At 48.6% G+C, this 17,759-nt stretch carries 20 protein-coding genes; 8 read left to right on the top strand and 12 right to left on the bottom strand.

Features of this window, described 5'->3' with window-relative positions:
* Positions 1-79: 79 nt before the first annotated feature.
* On the bottom strand, positions 80-1,693 hold the full coding sequence (cimA, locus tag JNC77_RS05305; protein WP_374830099.1) for a citramalate synthase: 1,614 nt from the start codon (positions 1,691-1,693) through the stop codon (positions 80-82).
* Positions 1,694-1,722: 29 nt separating this feature from the next.
* A complete protein-coding gene (cysS, locus tag JNC77_RS05300) occupies positions 1,723-3,267 on the bottom strand; it encodes a cysteine--tRNA ligase (RefSeq protein WP_374830097.1) in 1,545 nt (514 codons plus the stop codon).
* A gap of 410 nt (positions 3,268-3,677) precedes the next feature.
* Here cysS and JNC77_RS05295 point away from each other — a divergent pair, with 410 nt between their 5' ends.
* Positions 3,678-3,863 carry a hypothetical protein gene (locus JNC77_RS05295; RefSeq protein ID WP_374830095.1) on the top strand — a complete coding sequence of 62 codons (186 nt, stop codon included), beginning with the start codon at positions 3,678-3,680 and terminating at the stop codon, positions 3,861-3,863.
* Between the two features lie 6 nt (positions 3,864-3,869).
* Here the strand turns inward: JNC77_RS05295 and JNC77_RS05290 are convergent, their stop codons facing one another.
* Both JNC77_RS05290 and JNC77_RS05285 read right to left on the bottom strand, forming a co-directional pair.
* On the bottom strand, positions 3,870-4,484 hold the full coding sequence (locus JNC77_RS05290) for a LysE/ArgO family amino acid transporter (RefSeq protein WP_374830093.1): 615 nt from the start codon (positions 4,482-4,484) through the stop codon (positions 3,870-3,872).
* Between the two features lie 48 nt (positions 4,485-4,532).
* A complete protein-coding gene (locus JNC77_RS05285) occupies positions 4,533-5,312 on the bottom strand; it encodes an SOS response-associated peptidase (protein WP_374830091.1) in 780 nt (259 codons plus the stop codon).
* A gap of 93 nt (positions 5,313-5,405) precedes the next feature.
* Between JNC77_RS05285 and JNC77_RS05280 the strand changes: the two genes are divergently transcribed.
* From JNC77_RS05280 to JNC77_RS05270, 3 genes are all read left to right on the top strand, one after another.
* On the top strand, positions 5,406-5,861 hold the full coding sequence (locus JNC77_RS05280) for an NUDIX hydrolase (RefSeq protein ID WP_374830529.1): 456 nt from the start codon (positions 5,406-5,408) through the stop codon (positions 5,859-5,861).
* A 65-nt stretch (positions 5,862-5,926) separates the two neighbouring features.
* Entirely contained in the window at positions 5,927-6,367 is a 441-nt protein-coding gene (locus JNC77_RS05275; RefSeq protein WP_374830089.1) for a TIGR02301 family protein, read from the top strand.
* 153 nt (positions 6,368-6,520) lie between these two features.
* Positions 6,521-6,778 carry a hypothetical protein gene (locus JNC77_RS05270; protein WP_374830087.1) on the top strand — a complete coding sequence of 86 codons (258 nt, stop codon included), beginning with the start codon at positions 6,521-6,523 and terminating at the stop codon, positions 6,776-6,778.
* 60 nt (positions 6,779-6,838) lie between these two features.
* On the opposite strand, the gene JNC77_RS05265 is transcribed toward JNC77_RS05270, so the two are convergent.
* Complete coding sequence (locus tag JNC77_RS05265) at positions 6,839-8,173, bottom strand: dihydroorotase (protein WP_374830085.1); 1,335 nt, start codon at positions 8,171-8,173, stop codon at positions 6,839-6,841.
* 73 nt (positions 8,174-8,246) lie between these two features.
* On the opposite strand from JNC77_RS05265, the gene ygfZ reads away from it, so the two are divergent.
* From ygfZ to JNC77_RS05250, 3 genes are read left to right on the top strand one after another with little or no spacing between them, the layout of a single operon-like run.
* Positions 8,247-9,104 carry a CAF17-like 4Fe-4S cluster assembly/insertion protein YgfZ gene (ygfZ, locus tag JNC77_RS05260; RefSeq protein ID WP_374830527.1) on the top strand — a complete coding sequence of 286 codons (858 nt, stop codon included), beginning with the start codon at positions 8,247-8,249 and terminating at the stop codon, positions 9,102-9,104.
* 6 nt (positions 9,105-9,110) lie between these two features.
* On the top strand, positions 9,111-9,728 hold the full coding sequence (locus JNC77_RS05255) for a YfbR-like 5'-deoxynucleotidase (protein ID WP_374830083.1): 618 nt from the start codon (positions 9,111-9,113) through the stop codon (positions 9,726-9,728).
* Complete coding sequence (locus JNC77_RS05250; protein WP_374830080.1) at positions 9,729-10,238, top strand: tyrosine phosphatase family protein; 510 nt, start codon at positions 9,729-9,731, stop codon at positions 10,236-10,238.
* Here JNC77_RS05250 and recO read toward each other — a convergent pair.
* The 6 genes from recO to bspA form a co-directional block, all read right to left on the bottom strand.
* The gene (recO, locus tag JNC77_RS05245) at positions 10,228-10,965 is read right to left on the bottom strand and encodes a DNA repair protein RecO (protein WP_374830078.1); all 738 of its coding nucleotides are present in this window, start codon (positions 10,963-10,965) and stop codon (positions 10,228-10,230) included. The two genes, JNC77_RS05250 and recO, sit on opposite strands and share 11 nt — an antisense overlap.
* A 29-nt stretch (positions 10,966-10,994) precedes the next feature.
* Positions 10,995-11,891, bottom strand: coding sequence for a GTPase Era (gene era, locus JNC77_RS05240; RefSeq protein ID WP_374830525.1), 897 nt, complete (start codon positions 11,889-11,891; stop codon positions 10,995-10,997).
* Between the two features lie 257 nt (positions 11,892-12,148).
* Positions 12,149-12,844: a ribonuclease III gene (gene rnc / locus JNC77_RS05235; RefSeq protein WP_374830076.1), complete on the bottom strand. Its 696-nt coding sequence runs from the start codon at positions 12,842-12,844 to the stop codon at positions 12,149-12,151.
* 14 nt (positions 12,845-12,858) lie between these two features.
* Complete coding sequence (gene lepB / locus JNC77_RS05230; protein WP_374830074.1) at positions 12,859-13,635, bottom strand: signal peptidase I; 777 nt, start codon at positions 13,633-13,635, stop codon at positions 12,859-12,861.
* A gap of 201 nt (positions 13,636-13,836) precedes the next feature.
* Complete coding sequence (gene acpS, locus JNC77_RS05225; RefSeq protein WP_374830072.1) at positions 13,837-14,241, bottom strand: holo-ACP synthase; 405 nt, start codon at positions 14,239-14,241, stop codon at positions 13,837-13,839.
* A 4-nt stretch (positions 14,242-14,245) separates the two neighbouring features.
* On the bottom strand, positions 14,246-14,818 hold the full coding sequence (gene bspA, locus JNC77_RS05220; RefSeq protein ID WP_374830070.1) for a type IV secretion system effector BspA: 573 nt from the start codon (positions 14,816-14,818) through the stop codon (positions 14,246-14,248).
* Positions 14,819-15,079: 261 nt separating this feature from the next.
* On the opposite strand from bspA, the gene JNC77_RS05215 reads away from it, so the two are divergent.
* Complete coding sequence (locus JNC77_RS05215) at positions 15,080-16,291, top strand: MFS transporter (protein WP_374830523.1); 1,212 nt, start codon at positions 15,080-15,082, stop codon at positions 16,289-16,291.
* A gap of 105 nt (positions 16,292-16,396) precedes the next feature.
* Here the strand turns inward: JNC77_RS05215 and hemN are convergent, their stop codons facing one another.
* On the bottom strand, positions 16,397-17,734 hold the full coding sequence (gene hemN, locus JNC77_RS05210) for an oxygen-independent coproporphyrinogen III oxidase (protein WP_374830069.1): 1,338 nt from the start codon (positions 17,732-17,734) through the stop codon (positions 16,397-16,399).
* Positions 17,735-17,759 lie beyond the last annotated feature (25 nt).

Genomic DNA, 17,759 nt, shown 5'->3' with positions numbered 1-17,759 from the left:
TCCGAGCAGTTTCAAAAGGTTACTGCTCATAACCACCGGCTTGAAAAATACCGGTGGTTCTCTCATAAATCGGAAATGACTAATTAGCCAGTCCGGTACCAGCCAGTGAGCGGTTTTTCATCAATTTATAAATAATCGAATCCATCAAAGCCTGAAAGGAAGCATCGATAATATTATCGGACACCCCAACAGTGCGCCAACGTGCGCCCGTAGCATCGCCTGATTCAATCAAAACACGGGTGATCGCAGCCGTACCGCCGTTGAGGATACGCACCTTAAAATCAACCAGTTCCAGATCGGAAATCTCTTCCTGATAACGGCCTAAATCTTTACGCAGCGCAATATCGAGCGCGTTGACGGGACCATGGCCTTCGGCAACAGACATTTTCTGCTCGCCATCTACCTGCAGCTTAACAACGGCCTCCGACACCGTGATCAAATTACCGTTGGCATCAAAGCGGCGCTCCACCATACAACGGAAAGAGTCGACTTTAAAAAACTCCGGAATCGACATCAAACTATTGCGCGCTAATAGCTCGAAACTGGCATCGGCGCCTTCATAGGCATAGCCTTCGGCTTCACGAGTCTTCACCAGCGTAATCAGCATATCAAGGCGCGAATCATCTCGCGCGACTTTGATGCCATGGCGCTGCAATTCAGCCAGAAAGTTGGATTTTCCGCCCTGATCGGACACCATCACACGTCGATGATTGCCAACCGTTTCCGGCGGCACATGTTCATAGGTTTTAGGTTCTTTTAAAAGAGCCGAGGCATGAATACCGGCTTTGGTGGCAAAAGCTGAACTGCCGATAAATGGCGCCTGTTCTGCTGGTGCGCGGTTCAAAATATCGTCAAAAGCGCGTGACAGACGGGTCAAATCTTTGAGTTTTTCATCATTAATCCCGAGCGAAAAGCGATCCGACCAATAGAGTTTGAGCATCAAAGTCGGGATCAGTGTCACCAGATTGGCATTGCCGCAACGCTCGCCAATACCATTTAAAGTGCCTTGCACCTGACGCACACCGGCATCAATAGCAGCGAGTGATACTGCAACTGCTTGCTCGGTATCATTATGAGCGTGAATACCAAGATGATCACCTGGCACCACCTCCATAACAGCCTGAATAATATCATGAATTTCAGCAGGTTGGGTGCCGCCATTGGTATCGCACAACACAATCCAGCGCGCACCCGCATCATAGGCTGCCTTGGCGCAAGCCAATGCATAATCACGATTGGCTTTAAAACCATCAAAGAAATGCTCGCAATCCACCAGCGCTTCGCGTCCGGCGCTACAAGCAGCAGTCACGGAAGCGGTAATGGATTCCAGATTTTCTTCCAAGGTACAGCCAAGCGCCAGATGCACATGGTAATCCCATGCTTTGGCAACAAAACAAACACTATCACTTTTGGCCTGCAATAAAACCGCAAGCCCCGGATCATTGGATGCGGAAAGCCCTGCCCGCTTGGTCATGCCGAAAGCTGCAAATTTTGCCTTTTCCGTCTGCTTGGCTTGAAAGAAGGCGGTGTCGGTCGGGTTGGCACCCGGATAACCGCCCTCGATATAATCCATGCCAAAATCATCTAACAAAGCGGCAATAGCTTTTTTGTCTTCTACTGAAAAATCGACACCCGGTGTCTGCTGGCCGTCACGCAATGTCGTATCGTAGATATAGATGCGTTCTTTGCGCACTTGTTCTCCCCCACTCTTATTCCCGCCCGTCATCGTACCACTTCCCATGTGGTGACACGCTCACCGCTGATCGGATCTTTACCGTCTTGCAACTGGATACCATTGCTAAGCAAATCATCACGAATGCGATCTGCTTCTGCCCAGTTTTTGGCAGCAATCAGGGCCAAACGCTCATTGATTTTGGCTTCAATGGCATTTGCCTGATCAGCTTTGAGCTCAGCAAAAAGTGCGGCATCTTTTGCCATGAACAAAGGATCAAAAAGGCCAAGCAGAACCAATCCCTGTCCAAGCAGAGCAATGTTTTTATCCTTATAAGCCTTACGCAAAACGGTAATGCCTGCCCAGCTGTTAATGTCATCGCTAAGCGCTTCGACAAGTTCAGACACCTGATCCAGTTTTTCGCTTAAAACAAAGCCTTCTTCACGCAGCAAACGATACCAGCGCAGCAATTCTTCGCTTGATTCTTCCAGACGCTGCGATGTCCAATTGATCGGCTCGCGGTAAAGCGTTTGCAACATGGAGAAACGTGCAGCCAACCCCACCCATTGTTCGCGTTCACGCGCTGTTGCATCTGTTTTTTCCAGATGGGAGAAAGCCGCCAGATCACTGTTCAAAACATCACGAATGGTGATGAAATTACCGAGCGACTTGGACATTTTCTGCCCTTCGACCTGCAAAAATCCATTATGCATCCAGATATTGGCCATGCGCTGCGTATCAAATGCGCAGCATGTCTGGGCGATCTCGTTTTCATGATGCGGGAACACCAGATCGATACCACCGGCATGAATATCAAAAATATTCTTTTCCGGATCATCGCATTGCAAACCGCCACCAAAAGGCTCCAGCAGTTTGGCCATCGACATGGCAGAACACTCAATATGCCAGCCCGGACGACCATTAACCGCAATGCCAGCCGGTGAAGGCCAGCCCGGTTCACCCTGCTTGGACGGTTTCCACAGCACGAAATCCATTTCGTCACGCTTATAGGAAGCCACATCAACACGAGCACCAGCCAGCATTTCATCCAGAGAGCGACGTGCCAATGTGCCGTAACGGGTACCATAACCGGAGTCGGCTTTTTCATTCATGGCTGATGGTGAGAAAAGCACATGATCATCAGCCACATAGGCGATACCGCGTGTCACCAAACGTTCAATCATTGCCCGCATTTCATCCATATGGTCGGTTGCACGCGGCTGATGGGTTGGTGCCAAATTGCCAAGCGCGGTCACATCCGCCTGAAACTGCGCATTGGTGCTTGTCGTTACTTTGCGGATTGCCTCATTAAACGGCAAATCAGGATAATCGCGCACGGCACGCGCATTAATCTTATCGTCCACGTCGGTGATGTTACGCGCATAAGTGACATGATTTTCCCCATAAATATGGCGCAGCAAACGGAATAAAACGTCAAAAACGATAACAGGACGTGCATTACCGATATGGGCAAAATCATAAACTGTCGGCCCGCAGACATACATACGCACATTTTTCGCATCAATCGGAGCAAAGATTTCCTTGGTGCGGGTCAGCGTATTGTACAGTCTTAATTCAATATTTTGGGCAGTCATTGATCAGTCCCCTAAAAGCATCACGCAAGATGCAAGCAACACAAAAACGTACTTGTTACAGCCCACTGGCCGGAACGTTGTCATCTTGGATGTAAAAAGGAGACGAAAACGGCCGAGCCAGCAGAATGCTAGCTAATAATAATCGCACAAATACAAGTGGTGATGGCGTTTATCGTTTTCATAAAATCACTTATCTCTGCCGCACCGGCTTTCGTCAAGTAATTTCTGATGCTTGGTTGCGATCTAAGATGACGCAGCCATCTGTGATTGGGAGCCGTTTTAAATTATCACGTATTTCATAGAAACACCTTAAAGCAGGCTCCAAGAAACCTTTTTTCAGACCAATTCTTTGGTGACATTAACACCCGCCAAAGCACCTCACTATTGGCCTTCAAAAAAGGAAACACAAAATGACCAGTAACCTGCATCATCGCTCAAACAAGCAAGCCGATCATCTGTTGGCTCATTATAGCAAAATTGGTTCTCCTGCAATTCTGGCGGCAGTCCGCCATATATCAGCGCGCAAAGCATCTCATATCGAGAACAATCATTATAATAAAAAGGCATTGGCTTTTGTGCTCAGCCGTAATGGCTGAGCACTGTTATGAAAAGAAATGGCTCAACAGGCTCAGTGCAATCAAGCTCATAATCACGCCGATGATAACATCAAGCACCCGCCATGCCGCCGGTTTGGCAAAAACAGGCTCCAGCAATCTGGCGCCATAGCCCAGTGCGAAGAACCAGACAAAAGAGGCAATTGCTGCACCTGCACCATAGGCTATACGGCTTTGCCCTTCAAAACGGGCAGAAAGACTGCCCAACAGAACAACTGTATCCAAATAGACGTGTGGATTTAAAAATGTGAGTGCCAGTGCCGTTAAAACAGCGGTTTTCAAACTACCGCCGCTTTGCTTTTGCGCGTGCATTGCTTCAGGATGAAGAGCACGTTTAAATGCGCCATAAGCATACCAAAACAGAAAAGCTGCGCCACCAAAAGTAACCGCTGTAATCAAACGTGGCGACTGGCTGATAAGTGAGCCAAGACCTGCAACACCAGCAGTAATCAGCACGGCATCGGATAATGCGCAAATCAAGCAAATGATGAAAACATGCTGACGTAAAAGCCCTTGCCGCAAAACAAAGGCATTTTGTGCACCAATAGCAATAATCAGCGAAGCGCCGAGCAAAAAGCCTGAAAAAGTCGAAGAAAACAGCATAATCACCCTAATTGATTAACTTTATAAAATCAGCTCTGAAAATCGTTTTTAAAACATCGACAACTGGCCGCCGGAATCATCACCGCTATCGGTTTTCTTTTTCCGTTTCAATGCCGGCTTTTGCGGTGCCAAATCTTCCTCCACCCTCTCCTGAACATCCGGTGTGATATTGGCCACATGATTGACCTTATCGGACACCGGAATTGCCTCGAAGAAATCATCCTCCACCGGTTGCATCAGATCTTCAACTTCATGCGGCAAATAATGTTTGCAATTGAGCCAGCGATTAAAATCTTCCGGCTTGATCACCACCGGCATACGGTCATGAATGGGGGCAAGGGTTTTATTGGCTCTGGTGGTTAAAAGCCCGCCCGTATCCACTTGTGAGCCATCTGTACCGCTCCATGTTTCCATCAAAGCGCCAAAAGCGACAATGCCACCTTCCCGCGGTCTGATCCAATAGGCTTGTCGTTTGTTTTTATCGACTTTACGCCATTCATAAAAACCGGAAGCCGGAACAAGCGCGCGAAAATGATTCATTGCAATACGGAATGAATTTTTCTGCACAGCCGTTTCCGAGCGCATATTGATCATCAAAGGCCAGCTATTGGGATCTTTGACCCATGAAGGGATAAAGCCCCAACGCACCAAAATGCTTTTTCGATCCGGCAGATTGCTACCTTCCGGCCGGGCCTCTCCCGCCACCACCATCATGATTGGCTGAGTTGGTGCAATATTATAACGGGGCGGAAATTCCGCGTCGATAATGGCTGCAATAAATGCCTCCACCTCTTCCCGTGTTGCTATCAATGAAAATCTTCCGCACATAGAAAGTGATGTTCCGTTTTTTGCAGTGCCGGTCAAGCAAATATATGATTTAACGGGAGAGTACTTTACAAAAAGGATCAATGTGCTTTGTCGATGATCAGCGAAATATTCTCCAAGCCGTTATATGATGTCGCCCCGATTGAAGGTGTTTCAGTGATCTGCCGACGTGAGGAGCGCTTTTTGCTAGTTAAGCGTGGCAAGGAACCTAAAAAAGACTGGCTGGCGTTTCCCGGTGGCAATGTTGAAAAAGGTGAAACGCCGGAACAGGCAGCACAGCGCGAGCTACATGAAGAGACAGCACTTCATGCCAAAGCACTCAAACATTTTATCACTGTTGATTTAGCACTTGATGCCGGTGCATATGACCGCAGCTATTATCTGGCAATTTTCCGCGCTTATGATATTTCCGGCTGCGAACTGGCAGGTGATGATGCGGTATCGCTGCATTGGCTGACAGTTGAAGAAATGACAAATTTGCAAGTCACACCCAGTACATTGGAGGTCGCCCGCAAGGTTGTGGAAACGGAAAATTCAACCAATGCGCTATAAATTTAACTCTTTGCCTTGAACTCGCCGTGTTTCAACATCAAATAAAGCACTGAAAAGGACAGCTCATGTTCAACCGTTTCAAGAAATGGGCCGATCCGCGATCTGGTAAAAAAAACGGTCGGTTATGCAAGTGTGTTAATCGGAGCGTGGTTTTTGTTATCACCGTCTGCCTTGTGAACAGCTCATTCATTCCCGCATATGCCAATGATGATGCTGCGCAGGAAAAAATGCTGCGTATTGCCGAAGTGTTAGGCTCTTTGCATTTTTTACGTAATTTATGTGGCGAGAACTCTCTTGTCTGGCGCGAGCAGATGGATGAGCTGATTGCCAAAGAAAATCCCGCCGAAGCAGAACGTCTTCGCCTGATTTCAAATTTCAACCGTGGTTATCGTAGCTATAGCGATACCTACAAACGCTGTACGCCTTCAGCTTTGGCTGCCATCGACAGTTACTTAAAAGAAGGCGCGCAACTTACGAAGGAATTGGTATCCCGATACGGGAATTAACTATCAATTAATTCATTCGTGAATTGACGGTTTTTTTTGATTCATATCGCGGGCAATGTGTTAGAAGAGCTAAAAAATAATGGGCGCCACATTTGCTTAACAATGAAGGCAGCACCATTTTTTCAAAGAAGGGCGTAAGCCGAGGTGATTTCAATGCAGCATACTCCTACTGATCTCGATGAACTGATTGCAGAAGAAAAAAAGCTGGCTGCGATTGAGTACCAGAATGAAGCTTGGGCTGATGGTATTTCGGAAGGCATCGAATCAGAAATTTTGGCTGAAGCTGCATTTGCGACAGCATTAACTGAATTGATCCGTGATGCTGGTGAAGATGCCGCAATCATTCTTATCGACAAGATGAAAGAACAGATCATTGCAGGCGGCTTTTTATCCACACGCCCGCTGCACTGATTTTTTTAAGTTTCAAATAAAAAAGCCGGACAAATTGTCCGGCTTTTTTTATATCTTGCATCAGCGCTTTGGCAGCGCTTCCAAAAACTCGACCGCCTCCCCCAGTGACGGATTGACGATTTCACCTTCCCACATCACTTTATGACCACGCACAAATGTGCCAACCGGCCAGCCGGTCACTTTCTTACCGTCATAAGGTGTCCAACCAGCTTTCGAGCCAGCCTGTGCATGGGTGATAGTTTCAACGCGCTTCATGTCAACGATAGTCAGGTCGGCATCATAACCAACGGCGATACGTCCCTTATTGGCCATGCCGAAAATACGGTTCGGACCAGCACTCGACAGATCAACAAAGCGTTCCAATGACAATTTACCGGCATTTACGTGATCGAGCATGATCGGCACCAAGGTCTGCACACCCGTCATACCGGATGGGGACGCCGGATAAGGTTTGGCCTTTTCTTCTAATGTATGCGGCGCATGGTCTGAGCCCAGCACATCAACAATGCCCTGCTCAATACCATGCCAAACACCATCACGGTGGCGGCTGTCACGCACCGGCGGGTTCATCTGGATGAGATTGCCAAGCGTTGCATAATCATCAGAAGACAAGGTCAAATGATGCGGCGTTGCTTCACAGGTAGCCACATCTTTGTGGTTCTGCAGGAATAAAATTTCTTCGGCAGTCGAGATGTGAAGTACATGGATGCGCGCGCCCGTTTCTTTGGCGATACGCACAAGACGTTGGGTGCAGGTTAAAGCTGCAATCTCGTCGCGCCAGACCGGATGACTGGAAGGATCACCGGCAACACGTAAATTTTCACGCTCTTTCAAGCGGAATTCATCTTCCGAATGAAAGGCAGCGCGGCGGCGGGTATTTTTAAGAATGGAGCGCACACCCTCATCATCATCCACCAGCAAATCACCGGTTGAAGAACCCATGAACACTTTAATACCTGCCGCACCTGGCAAACGCTCCAGCTCTGCCACATCTTTGGCGTTTTCGCGCGTGCCACCAACCCAGAAAGCAAAATCGCAATGCATGCGATGATGGCCGCGGCGCACTTTATCCGCCAAAGTTTCAGGGGTTGTGGTCAAAGGATTGGTGTTCGGCATTTCGAAAACAGTGGTCACACCACCAAGAACCGCTGCTTTTGAACCGGTTTCCAGATCTTCTTTGTGATCCAGACCCGGCTCGCGGAAATGCACCTGACTGTCGGTGACACCCGGCAAAATATGCAGACCTGTGCAATCAATCACTTCACCGGCGGAGTGGTTCTGCAAAGAACCGATGGCCGCGATGCGCCCGTTGCGAATACCAATATCACGCTGGCCGGTGCCATCGTGATTAACCAGCGTTGCATTTTTGAGGATGGTATCAAAGGTCTGTGCCATGTTTACACTCCGGTCTTGCGGCTGTCGTCAATGCGGCTTACGTAACACTTATGGCAAAGACAAGGAAGAAGACATGAATCTTTCCGGAAAAACCGCAAATTTAGATAATCGTGCTTTGGTGCTCGTGACAGGTGAAGAAGCCGAAAAGTTTCTGCAAGCTCTGATCACCACGGATCTGGGCTCTCTTGGTGCGGATGATCTTAAACCCGGTGCCTTACTGACACCGCAAGGCAAGATCATGTTCGATTTTCTGGTGTCGCGCGTTGAAAACGGGCTACGTTTGGATATGCCGGAAGAGATTGCCGCAAGTCTGATCAAGCGTTTGATGCTTTATCGTTTGCGCTCAAAAGCGGAAATTACACAAAGTTCTGAATCACTTATCACTGTTTCTTGGCAAAATGATTCTACTTCTTCACAAGGTGATTCAGGTAAACGCGATTTGCGTTTTCCTGAAGATTTGAACGTGCGTCGTTTCTATGGTCAGCAATTTGATGAAAACAATATTGCAGGCTGGACTCAATTACGCATTGCCAATGGCATTACTGAGGGCAGTAATGACTTTGCCTATAATGATCTATTCCCGCATGACGTGAATTTTGACCAGATCGGTGGTGTATCGTTCACCAAAGGTTGTTTCATCGGGCAGGAAGTTGTCTCGCGCATGCAGCATCGCGGCACAGCTCGCAGACGCGCAATGGTGGCAACAGCGACAACGCCATTGCCTGAAAAAGGCACTGGTTTAACAGTCGGAGAGCGCGAAATCGGCAATCTTGGCGAAGTGAGCGGCACACAGGCCATTGCGTTTGTGCGTATTGATCGCGTGCAGGATGCGCTCGACAGCCAGACACCAATTATGGCGGGCGATGCGGAAGTTACGCTCACCATTCCGTCAACAGCAAAATATACCATGCCGGTTAAAGGTCAGGAATAATCCATCATGGCGGCAGCAGATCAAAGCACTGGTCAGGCACGTGCATGGCAGCGGATGCTGTCGGGGCGCAGGCTTGACCTGCTCGACCCCTCACCTTTTGATGTCGAGATTGAAGATATTGCCCACGGTCTTGCCCGTGTTGCCCGCTGGAACGGCCAGACAGTGGGAGAACATGCCTATTCAGTAGCGCAGCATTCACTATTGGTTGAGCAGATTTTCAACCATATCAAACCGGATGCCCATATTGATTGGCAATTGCTGGCCCTTTTGCATGATGCGCCTGAATATGTCATCGGCGATATGATTTCGCCGTTTAAAGCCGTGATGGGTGGCGACTATCAGCAGATTGAAAACCGTCTCGAAGCCGCCATTCACTTGCGTTTTTCACTGCCTGCCAAAATACCAGTTACGCTTAAAAAACTGATCAAACAGGCAGACCGTATTGCCGCTTATTATGAAGCAGTGCAGCTTGCGGGCTTTACAGACAAAGAAGCAGTGCGTTATTTTGGTCGTCCGCGCGGCGTCAATCCGGAAATGATCAAGCTAGAGTCGCAACCGACAGGTCAGGTGCAGCGGGCATTTCTGGCACGTTTTGCCGAGCTTGATCAAAAGCGGAATGCATAAATGGCTAAGATCATTGTCGCTCCCCAATCCAAGCTTGCTGAAGTGATTGCAGAACACAAGCCGCAAAAAATCATCACTCTGGTGAGCCCCGATGCAGAAGTCTCCCTGCCGTTACAGCTTCACAGCGATGATTATTTGCGTTTAAATTTCAATGATATTACCGAATTACGTGATGGATATATGGCACCAGAGCCGGAACATATTCACGCGCTATTGGATTTCAGCCGTACGTGGAGCGGTGAAAAACCACTGTTTATTCATTGTTATGCCGGTATTTCGCGCTCCACTGCTGCGGCTTACATTCTGGCTTGTGCCTTGCAGCCAAAACGTGATGCACAGGAATTGGCAGACGTTTTGCGTCGACTATCCCCTTCTGCCACGCCGAATATCCGGCTTGTGTCGCTAGCCGATGAGATTTTGGGGTGCAATGGTGCGATGCGACAAGCCATTCAAAATATTGGTCGCGGGGCTGATGCCTTTGAAGGCTCTGTTTTTACGCTTATTCTGTAGCGTTCAAAAACCGGTTTAAAGCATTCAGGAAACCAGTGCGTGATTCAGGTGGCACCTGCGCACGAGGCTCCCATACATGACGCATCAGGAAAAATCCGGTCAGTTTATAAGCATCCTGAATATCATTAAGACATGACGGGCGTGTCTGGCTGCTAATGACAAATTTCGGCAGGCTCAGTAATTTATCCGCCCAAGGCGCCCCGCCCACACGCGACACGGCACGGCCGGATTTAGGCGAAACATAGATCAGATCATCCACTGCACCGGTCGCCGCACATTGACGTAAATCAAGCCCGAAGCCCAATTCTTCCAGCAGCATCAGCTCAAAGCGCAACAGCAATTCGCCCGACACAAATGCATCGTCAAAATGATTGATGATGAGAGTGAGCGTTTCATAAAGGCCGGGATGAGCATCACGCTCCGGCAACAAGCGCAAGTGGCAAGCGGCCAACTGAATGCCATAAAGCGCAATCGGGCTTTCAATCAGCCGCGCTGCAGCAAAGCCCAAAGGCTCGATCTGAAACGCGCCCATATGTTCATCAAGGCGCGCCCACCAGTGGATCGAAACATGATTGCCCGGTTGCAACAAAGGCTGCTGACGGCGCGAACGGCCACCACGGACAAGCCCCAAATGGCGTCCGTGATGACGGGTCATGACCTCCAGAATAACACTGGTTTCGCCGTGTTTCCTAGTGCCTAGAATAATACCTTCATCACGCCATTCCATCTGACTTGCCGCCCTTTATGAGTTCGGGCTTAAGAGTTCGGAAAGGTCAGTCCCATTTCACGGTAACGTTCCGGATCATTGCCCCAGTTCTCACGCACCTTCACAAACAAGAAGAGATGCACCGGCTGTTCCAGAATCTCTGCAATTTCTTTACGTGCCGACTGGCCGATCACCTTGATGGTTTCGCCTTTATGGCCAAGCACAATCTTCTTCTGGCTGTCGCGCTCGACATAGATAACCTGTTCGATACGAACAGAACCGTCTTTGCGTTCTTCCCAGCGTTCGGTTTCGATGGTTGAAGAATATGGCAGTTCTTCATGCAAGCGCAAATAAAGCTTTTCACGGGTGATTTCGGCGGCAAGCTGACGCATCGGCATATCGGAAATCTGGTCTTCCGGATAATACCAAGGGCCATTTGGCACAGCATCAGCCAGATATTTGGTCAGATCTTTACAACCTGAACCATTCAGCGCCGAGATCATGAAGGTGCGATCAAAACTGGCTTTTTCATTAGCGGCAGCAGTGAGTTTCAACAATGCTGGCGGATCAACGCGGTCGACTTTGTTCAGCACCAAAATCTTCTTCTGGCGAACCTTTTCAAAGCTTTCCAATAGTGCCACTGCGCTTTCATTCATGCCGCCCTGCGCATCAATGATCACCAGAATAATATCGGCATCCTTGGCACCGCCCCAAGCAGTTGTTACCATTGCGCGGTCAAGACGGCGCTTTGGACGGAATATACCCGGTGTATCGATCAACACGACCTGACTGTCGCCCTCGATGAAAATACCGCGCACCAGCGCCCGCGTCGTCTGCACCTTATGGGTGACGATTGAAACTTTGGTACCAACAAGCTGGTTGACCAGTGTCGACTTGCCTGCATTCGGTGCACCAATCAATGCGACAAAGCCCGAACGGGTTGTCATATTTTCAAATGCCGGATTTTGATTTCCAGTATTCGCTGGTCCCGCATTTTCATTTCCAGCATTTTTAGGCGCTGAATTTTCTTGTCCATCCGGCGCAGTTTTATTGTTATTTTCCATTTTCTGCCCTTCCGGCACGACCTGATTTTAAATTCCGGTCTTTTAGTCTTCCAATATAAAAGCAGTTGTGACGCTTCAAACGCATCCCAACTGCTTCATTATAACCTGATTATCTGCATATTTCATCATTCATGCAGATTTCAATCTTCTTTCCACACGCCTTCGCGTAAAAGCACTTTTTCTGCGGCCACTTGCTGCGCCAAGCGCTTGGAACGGCCATCACCACGCTCTGACGGAAAGCCTGCAATGGTAACTTCCACAGTAAATTGCGGATCATGATCTGGACCGCTGCGGCCGATCACTTCATAAACCGGATGGAGATTGCCCTGCTGATGCGCCCATTCCTGCAATTCGGTTTTGGCATCACGGCGTGCCGCTCCCGTTTGCTGTGAGCGGGTTTTCCAATAGCGGTCAATAAACTGACGTGCTGCATCCAATCCACCATCAAGATAGATCGTCGCGATCAAAGCTTCAATCACATCGGCGCGCACATTGGCAAGACGTTTGTCTTTTACCGTTTTAATGTCAGCACCTGTGCGGATGATATTGCCCAAAGACAATTCATCAGCGATGGCCGCACAGGTTTCTGCATTGACCAACGCATTCAAGCGCACCGATAACTCCCCCTCGGCAGCATCCGGGAATGCCATATAAAGCATTTCTGAAATACAAAGACCCAGGACGCGGTCGCCCAAGAACTCCAGCCGCTCATAACTTTCACCCGCTTCCACCTGTACGCTGGAATGGGTTAAAGCCCTTTCCAATCGTTCAAGATTAGCGAATTTGTGGCCTGTGCGCTCTTCGAGGAGTGCAAGGTTTTGTGCATCTAACGGCATGATATGCTCAACAATTATGGCGCTGTTACTTGTGTATGCGGCTTACCATTGACCGAGGTCAGCAAACGGCTGCCACGCAATTCGGATGGCCACTTCCAGATTTCCAGCGGGCTTGCCTTACCGGCAATCGAGAAGAAAATAATATTAGCACGGCCAACAAGGTTTTCGTAAGGCACATAGCCCACACCAAAACGGCTATCGAGAGAATTATCACGATTATCGCCCATCATGAAATAATGGCCTTCCGGCACTTCAAACACACGGGTATCATCACCCATTGTGCCCTGCGCCAGATCCAATGTGTCATAGCTTACACCATTGGGCAGAGTTTCACGATAGACATCAACAGGACGGTTCTGTTCGGTCACATCCGGATTGCTGATTGTGCCGATTTTCTCGCGCTGCACCGGTTCGTCATTGATATAAAGCGCGCCGCCGCGCATCTGCACACGATCACCCGGTAAACCAATCACGCGTTTGATATAGTCGATATTGGTGTCGCTCGGCAGTTTGAAAACCACCACATCACCACGCTTAGGTTCTGAGCCCCAAATGCGACCGGAAAACAAATCCGGTGACAACGGCAAAGAGTATTTCGAAAAGCCATAGGAGAACTTTGAAACGAAGAGATAATCACCTTCCAGTAAAGTCGGGCGCATCGAACCTGATGGAATGCTGAACGGCTGGAACAAAACTGTCCGGATAACCAGAGCCAACAAAAGTGCCTGAATGATAACTAGTATGGTCTCGCCAATACCGCCGGATTTTTTAACTTTGTTCTTGCTCGACACGCTTTACGATCTCCGCATTGGACATGGCATTTTGGCATTATGGGTATCAAAATTCACGAAACACACAATCCCAATCATTATGCTGCACAATTCACCGACACAAGACCGGAGATGCAGCCAAAAACCGAAGAAATTGGCGACGGTCAAATCAACTTATCCCGTCACCAACCCAGCCTTAAAAAAGAAATCACCGAAATGCAATTAAACTGGCCGCTTTATTGCTTCAATAATTACAAAAGCCTGTGCGAGAGGAAAATCATCGGTAATTGTCAGATGTATGGCAAAGTCACAATCATCCGGCATTATTTTATGAAGAGCGTCCAATGCACCGCCTGTCAGTTTCATCGTCGGCTTGCCTGACGGTAAATTGACAACGCCCATATCGCGCCAGAAAACCCCTTGCGCAAGGCCGGTGCCTAACGCTTTGGAGCAAGCCTCTTTCGCAGCAAAACGCTTGGCGTAGGATGCAGCTTTTTCTTTGCGGCTTTCAGATTTCTTCTGTTCGAGATCGGTAAAAACGCGCTTTTTAAAACGATCGCCATGCCGCTCAATCGCTTTTTCAATTCTGCGGATGTCGATCAGATCACTGCCGATACCAATAATCATTTATTCAAGATATCCTGCTCTCACGCCGCGTCAGCTGACGATTTAACCGGCTTTCCGTCTGTTTTTTGCGAAACTCCGTGACCGCCACCCGTGTCACGCCATAAACGAGTACGGCAAACAAAGCGCCCAGAATAGTGGAGCCAAGCAGCATCGGCTTGATCAATGGTGTCCAGATTTCAGTAAAACGCATGGTTTCAATAGCACGCACCAGATTAAGTGACCCTGCCCCATCAGCATTTCCGCCACTGATAACAAAACGGCCCAGCTCATAGGTGCCGCCCCAAATGAACGGTAAAGTCAACGGATTGGCAACGGCTGTTCCTAACACTGCGGCACCAATATTACCGGCGAGCAGATAAGCCAATATCACCGCAATGATAAAATGAAAGCCGAAAAACGGGGTAAAGGCTGCAAATACACCAATCGCCAACCCGGCTGCAATTGCATGCGGGGAAGCCGTAATCCGCATAACCCGCTTGCCATAATAGCGAAACGAGCGGGAAAAAGATTTGCGAGGCCACAATAGAAGACGGAGCTTCTGACGGTAACTCGGCTTATGACGAGAGCGAAACAACATGTGGCTGTCATACCCGGGCTTGCGCCCTGAAACAATTACTAAATGCTTAACGAGCTTAGCTCAAAATGTCTCATTACACAAATACCAACCGAAACTTCAGTGAAAATTCAGCAATCGGTCAATAAGGCGTACCGAAAAGACCGACAAATATGAATGAGATGATCAATCCTTTTAATTTGACTAGCCATTGCTTGCTCAATAACTAAAGTAAGATCAGTAATTATATTACAATAAATGCGGCTGCGGAGCAGAATTATGACGATGAATACGGCTGATGAAACCAGCCTGGGCTCTAACCGGCCATCCGAAACTACTGCGATCAATATCATTCTGGCAGTGAGTTTTGGTCACTTTCTCAACGATATGATGCAATCGCTATTACCGGCGATTTATCCGATTCTGAAAGATAATTACAGCCTGACATTTTGGCAGATCGGCTTATTGACTTTTATTTTCCAGCTCACCGCCTCCATTTTGCAGCCTGTCGTCGGCATTTATACCGACAAACATCCGATGCCCTATTCCCTGACAGCCGCGATGGCTTGCACTTTTGTCGGGCTTATTGTGCTGGCAAATGCCCATAATTATCCGGTGCTTCTGTTAGGTGCTGCCTTGGTCGGCCTTGGTTCTTCTATTTTCCATCCGGAATCATCACGCGTCGCACGTCTTGCTTCCGGCGGGCGCCATGGTTTTGCCCAATCACTGTTTCAAGTGGGTGGCAATATCGGCTCATCCCTCGGGCCGTTGCTTGCAGCCTTCATCGTGCTGCCATTTGGTCAGGGCAGTGTCAGCTGGTTCTCGATTGCAGCGCTCATCGGCATGTATGTATTGTGGCGCGTCGGCCAATGGTACACGGCTTATCGCTTGGCTAATGCAAAACGTCCGCAGCTAGATAAATCCCTACCATTACCGGGTAAAAAGGTTGCATTTGCCGTCGGTGTCTTGGCAGTATTGATTTTCACCAAATATATTTATCTGGCAAGCTTCACCAGCTATTACACCTTCTACACCATCAGCCATTTTAATGTGAGTGTGCAAACATCTCAAATTCTGCTGTTCTTGTTCTTAGGCTCAGTGGCAGCAGGCACAATCGTTGGCGGCCCCATCGGTGATAAAATCGGCACCCGCACCGTTATCTGGGTGTCAATTTTGGGAATTTTGCCTTTTACGCTCATTCTGCCATATGCCAATCTGCCTTTAACAGCGGTACTGACGATGGTGATCGGCTTTGTGCTGGCTTCAGCCTTCCCTGCCATTATTGTTTTTGCGCAAGAACTCTTACCAGGCCGCGTTGGTATGGTTTCCGGCCTTTTCTTTGGCTTTGCTTTTGGGATTGCCGGTATTGCTGCAGCACTTTTGGGCATTGTCGCGGATGCGAAGAGCATTGAATATGTTTATCACGTCTGTTCGTTCTTGCCGGCATTAGGGCTCGCTGCAATCTTCCTGCCGAAATTGCATAAACATAAAGCTTGAAATACGCGCTTAAAATGAAAGCATCGCACTCAGCCCCCACTGAGTGCGATGCCCATTGCCGCTCCCCCCGCATAAATGCACGGGCCGGCTACCCCACAAGTGCGCTCAAACGGCGAAGCTAAAGCCGTGAACATTTCCCCTGCGGAATTCGTCAAATATTGCTGCCACTGGTCGAATTAATTGTCGTTTTTGACGACTCATCGCGATGACGCCATCTCTGACAGTCACGATGCCATCAGCAATCAGTGGCCTCAATAGTGCCATTTCATCAGAAAAATCAACACCTAAGGCCAGCTTATTGAGATCTGCCTGAAAATTACACATCAATGCCAATATAACGTCAGCACGAGTGCGATCTCTATCACGCATAATATGGCCACGCATTGTCGCCAATCGACCCGCTCGGACAAATTGGCCATATTGTTTAATATCGGATATATTTTGCGCAAAACCGCCCCAAAACTGTGAAATAGATGAAGGACCGAAGCCAATCAATGTTGGGCAGTTGTCATCTGTATAACCTTGGAAATTGCGGTTCAACCGCCCTTCCCGTGCTGAAATGGCCAGAGGATCATCGGGCAAAGCAAAGTGATCAATACCAATCTCCTCATAGCCGAAATCTTTAAAACACTGGCGAACCACGGCCGCTTGTGCATAACGCGCATCAGAATCCGGCAATGCTGCATCGTCAATCAAACGCTGATTGGCACGGCGTTGTGGCAAATGTGCGTAACCGTAAAATGCAACCCTATCAGGTGCAAACGCACGCACATTCCGGCATGTTTCACGCAGTGTTTCTTCTGTCTGCAGCGGCAGACCATAAATCAAATCAAAATTGATACGTTCGATGCCGGCTTTTCGCAAATTATCAACGGCGCCTTTCACGATTGATAAAGGCTGCACGCGGCCAATCGCTTTTTGCACTTCTGGATCAACATCCTGCACCCCCAATGAAGCACGATTGACGCCCTGCTCCGCCAGAACCTTAGTCAGTTCAGCTGTGACTGTACGCGGATCAAGTTCAATCGCATGTTCCATCTGCGGATCAAAATCGAAATGCTCACGTAATGCAGTAATGATCTTTTCAAATTGCCGCGCATGTAAGATTGAAGGAGTTCCACCGCCCCAATGTAGATGCTTCACCATCGGACGGGATGATAAATGCTGGCCAGCCAAGCGAATCTCAGTCAATAAATCCTGCACAAAATTATCGATTACATCGTCACGACGCGCAACTTTGGCATGGCATCCGCAATAATGGCAAAGCTGTCGGCAATAAGGAATATGCAGATAAAGCGAGACCGCTTCCTGCGGAGCTAGCTGGCGCAACCAACTACTCATCTGTGTGTGTGTTACCTGCGAGGTAAAGTCTGCTGCGGTCGGGTAAGATGTATATCTGGGCACTGCCAGAGAAGCATAATGGCGGACAATTTCTTCTTGCATCTTAATGCTCCGCGCTTCCGATTTT

This window comes from Paenochrobactrum pullorum, from assembly GCF_041929845.1.
In the GTDB taxonomy this organism is placed as follows: Bacteria; Pseudomonadota; Alphaproteobacteria; order Rhizobiales; family Rhizobiaceae; genus Paenochrobactrum; species Paenochrobactrum pullorum.
The sequence above is the reverse complement of the archived record's forward strand: the minus strand, read 5'-3'. Positions and strand labels throughout refer to the sequence as shown.